Source organism: Paracoccus limosus, assembly GCF_009711185.1.
In the GTDB taxonomy this organism is placed as follows: Bacteria; Pseudomonadota; Alphaproteobacteria; order Rhodobacterales; family Rhodobacteraceae; genus Paracoccus; species Paracoccus limosus.
In genome coordinates, this window is record NZ_WMIF01000061.1 from 1 (window position 1) to 3,219 (window position 3,219).

Consider the following 3,219-nt stretch of genomic DNA (forward strand, 5'->3'; position numbering starts at 1 on the left):
CGAAACGCAGGCCCGCGTCGGCTGCGCCAGCTGGAAAGCTACGCCGCCACGGGCCTGCTCAACCGCGCGCCAAAGGGGTCACTTTTGGGCGCCGATCGGGGGGGCCGTTTGGATGCCGATTGACACACTTGCAGGCCTATCGCGACGAGGCCGGCGTCCGCCGCGCCCTGCTGATCGCTGGTGGCCGCCGGGCGCCGCTTGGCCGGCTGGCCTCCAGCATGGATCTGGTCGAGACCGGGCATTTCGACCGGCTGGGCTATCAGCGGCTGTATTTCGCCGGTCACCCCGAGGGCAGCCGCGACATCGACCCGCAGGGCGGCACGGTGGCCGTCGATGCGGCGCTGCTTTGGAAACAGGCCTTGGCGCAGCGCAGTGGGGCCGAACTGGGGCTGGTCACGCAATTCCTGTTCGATGCCACGCCGGCAATCGACTGGGCGCGACGGGTCCGGCAGGCCGGGATCGAATTGCCGGTGCGCATCGGTCTGGCCGGTCCCGCCCGGCTGCAAAGCCTGATGCGCTTTGCCATGGATTGCGGCGTTGGTGCCTCGCTCGGGGTCTTGCAGCGCCGTGCCCGCGACATTCGCAAGCTGTTGCAGCCGGTCACGCCCGATGCGGTCATCGCTGAGTTGCAGGCGCATCGCGCGACCGAGCCGGGAACGCTGATCGCGGGGCTGCACCTGTTCCCCTTTGGCGGCATTGCGGGCTTGTCTGGACTGGCTGGCGCAGGCGCGCCTGCGCGGCTGAGAGCCCCACGCCGGACCCTGCCGGCGCGGGGGAATGATGTCAGGCCGGGCGGTGCAGGCCCGGCGCGGCCACCGCCTGCGCCCGGCTGACCAGCAGACCGAAGATCAGCCCGATCGCGCCCCACAGCACCGCCGCAATCACCAGCGATACGCTGCGGAACTGCCACAGCAAGTCACCCGGAAAATCGGCCGGCACCTCGTTGATCGAAGGCAGCACGAATCCGGCCAGCACCATCAGCGCCAGATAGACCAGCCCGCCATGGATGGCCGCGCGCCAGCGGTCGGCACCGCCGCGTGCCACCGCGACCGAGATCGCCGTCGCGATCAGCGACAGCACGATCATGGTGAAATACAGCTGCGTGCGCATGCCGATCGTCTCGCCATGGCCGACGGCGGGCGGGTTGGCCGGGTATTTCAGAAACGGCACCAGCACCACGGCGACATAGCCGATCAGCGCCATGATCGCTGCCGTGGCCTGTGCGCCCAGCTGCGAGAACCGGCCCTGCACCAGCGCAAAGGCCAGCGCGAACAGCCCGCCCAGTCCGGCACCGAACACCGCCATCCCGGTCAGAAGCCCGATCCCGGCCTGCGTGGCGCGGCTGAAGCCGGCCTCTTCGTCATGCGAATGCCCGGCGGCTTCGGCCTCTGGCGCGGGGGCAGGTGCCTCGGTGGCCATGGCGGTATGGTCATGGGCGGCGGGTTCGGCCGATCCGGCCTCTTCGATGGCGATGGCGGCCTCGACCGGAGGCTCGCCCCAGACGCGGCCGACGCCAAAGGCCAGCACACCCGCAATCAGCCCGGCAATCATGCCGAGGAACAGATAACGTCCTGTGGTCATGTCAGGCCCCCTCAGTGACAGGGAAAGCCCAGCAGATGGCGCGCATCATGCACGAATTCATGCACCGAAGTGCCGTCGAACATCGCCACAGCGCCTTGTTCGGTGCTGACGAAATACATCGCAAGCAGCATGACAAGACCGGCAAAGATCGCCCAGGGTGCCCATTGTGCCAGCGGGATCGGCGCAATGCCTTGAGCGTGGGTCGGGGCGGTGTGGCTGATGGCCATGGCAGTTCTCCTTCGGATACGCGTCCGTCTGGGGTTCATGACTGTTGCGGTGCCGGGTCTGACTTCCGCGCATGTGCGCGGTCACAGTGGCGCGACCGTGCCGGGTTTTCACCGGCTTCCTTTATCGCAACATCGCCAAGACGCTGCGCCGCTACCGGTCGTATTGTCAATGGAAACCTGCTGCGGCGCGGCGGTTGCGGGGCCTCGGTCGGGGTCGATTCGCCCGCCTGACCAATTGGACAGCTTCCCCCGAGTCGCGTCAGGGTTTATTGATTGGTCAGTCAAGAAGGGCTGTCACGAGTATCCGGTTGCAGTTCGGGCCCTTGTGTTCACGAGTATTGTGTTGGGACGGAAAGCGGCCGGGCTGGTATGCCCGGCCTTTTTCATGCCCGCAGCTTCGTGCCCTCAGCCCCACCGGCGCTTTTTTGCCGAGCCAAGTTTCGTGATGCAACTTTTGCCCCCGCCGGCGCTATGTGCTCGACAAGCCGCATTCTGAGGATAAGCGATGACATTGATTTCGAAACTGATGCCAGCCCTGGTCATCGCTGTGATTGCCGCCGGGCCGGTCGCCGCCGATCCGGATCACGGCAAGAGGCATGGCCGCGGCAAGGGCCCCGAGGCGCGCCACCACCATCCCCACGAGCGCGCGCCGTGGGAGCGCCGCCGCCCCGAGCCGCGCTATGTCCTGAATTGCCCGCCGGGTCTGGCCAAGCGCAGCCCTGCCTGCATCCCGCCCGGTCAGGTTCGCCGGCATTATGGCACCCGCGTCGGCGACACGCTGCGCATGGGTGGCTATCTGCCGATTCAGGATCACGACCGCTATGGCCTGCAGCCGCGCCGCGACTGGGATTATTACCGCGATGACAACAATATCTACCGCGTCGACAGCGGCACCCAGAAGATCCTTGCGGTCCTGAACCTGATCAACGCCTTTTCGGGGCGCTAGGCTGCGCGCCGCCCGGACGCCTTGCCATGGGGCAGGGCGCCGGGTCCGGGCCACAGCGTGGGCGAACTGTGCACCCTCGACGAATATGTGGACGACAGATGTCGGGACAGTGCCGGCGAAGGGGGCATGACAACCGCCGCCGCCGCCTCACATGCCATCCATGGCAATGCGCAGAGCGACAAGGGCTGGCAAATGCCAACCCAGCATAAGGATGCACATCGAATCATCTCGCTCAGTTCTGGATCGTGATTTTCCGTTTAATTACAATTCTTTATACTGTCATTAAATCGACCTGGGAGCATATGTATGCACACCCACGGCATAAGTATGCATACCTCAACTAGGCCGTGTTGACAAAAGGGGTTCCGTTGGCAGTCGTCCTATGATTCAAGCTCATCTCTGCTTGGGAGATGGGCTTGGCGCGCAACCTGATATCCGACGATGAGTGGGCCTTCTTCGAGGGCT

Annotated in this window: 4 protein-coding genes and 1 riboswitch; of the genes, 2 read left to right on the forward strand and 2 right to left on the reverse strand. The window is 65.5% G+C overall.

What is annotated here, in order from left to right:
- The first annotated feature begins 119 nt into the window (after positions 1-119).
- Entirely contained in the window at positions 120-833 is a 714-nt protein-coding gene (locus tag GL279_RS18960) for a methylenetetrahydrofolate reductase (RefSeq protein ID WP_155066155.1), read from the forward strand.
- Here GL279_RS18960 and GL279_RS18965 read toward each other — a convergent pair.
- Positions 784-1,581 carry a CbtA family protein gene (locus tag GL279_RS18965; RefSeq protein ID WP_155066156.1) on the reverse strand — a complete coding sequence of 266 codons (798 nt, stop codon included), beginning with the start codon at positions 1,579-1,581 and terminating at the stop codon, positions 784-786. The two genes, GL279_RS18960 and GL279_RS18965, sit on opposite strands and share 50 nt — an antisense overlap.
- A gap of 11 nt (positions 1,582-1,592) precedes the next feature.
- Positions 1,593-1,808 (reverse strand): CbtB domain-containing protein, encoded by a 216-nt coding sequence (locus GL279_RS18970; RefSeq protein WP_155066157.1) that lies wholly within the window; start codon positions 1,806-1,808, stop codon positions 1,593-1,595.
- A gap of 42 nt (positions 1,809-1,850) precedes the next feature.
- Positions 1,851-1,940: riboswitch (adenosylcobalamin (AdoCbl) riboswitch) on the reverse strand.
- A gap of 373 nt (positions 1,941-2,313) precedes the next feature.
- Here GL279_RS18970 and GL279_RS18975 point away from each other — a divergent pair.
- Positions 2,314-2,754 carry a hypothetical protein gene (locus GL279_RS18975; RefSeq protein WP_155066158.1) on the forward strand — a complete coding sequence of 147 codons (441 nt, stop codon included), beginning with the start codon at positions 2,314-2,316 and terminating at the stop codon, positions 2,752-2,754.
- Positions 2,755-3,219: the final 465 nt, after the last annotated feature.